Source organism: Rhizobium ecuadorense (genome assembly GCF_001187535.1).
Classification (GTDB): domain Bacteria; phylum Pseudomonadota; class Alphaproteobacteria; order Rhizobiales; family Rhizobiaceae; genus Rhizobium; species Rhizobium ecuadorense.
On record NZ_LFIO01000240.1, the window covers coordinates 1 to 302 of the forward strand.

General features: G+C 60.9%; 1 protein-coding gene. It reads right to left on the reverse strand.

The genetic code is table 11. From position 1 onward, the window contains the following. On the reverse strand, positions 1-302 hold a 302-nt coding region (locus tag AF337_RS05760), incomplete at both ends, for an aminotransferase class I/II-fold pyridoxal phosphate-dependent enzyme (protein WP_152970919.1).

Sequence of the window (302 nt, forward strand, 5' to 3'; positions counted from 1 at the left end):
GGCCGGGCCTTTACCAATAGGTCGGCGATCGTGCGGAGTGCGCCCGAGCCGCCCGCTGTCTGGCAGGCGAACATGCGCGAGAGATCGGCCTTCTCGCCAAAGACCAGCTTCAGCATGGCCTTGTTGAAACCTTCATCGCCTGCCATGCCGACATAGGTCTTGCTCGTCTGGCTTTCATAGAGGCGCTTCTCAGCGTGACGCACGGCCCGCATGATGACGGTCGCACCCTGCGAATCCTTGTAGACGCCGACGCCGAGATCCATTTTCGTCGGCCGTGCGTCATTTCTGTACAGAACCGAGAG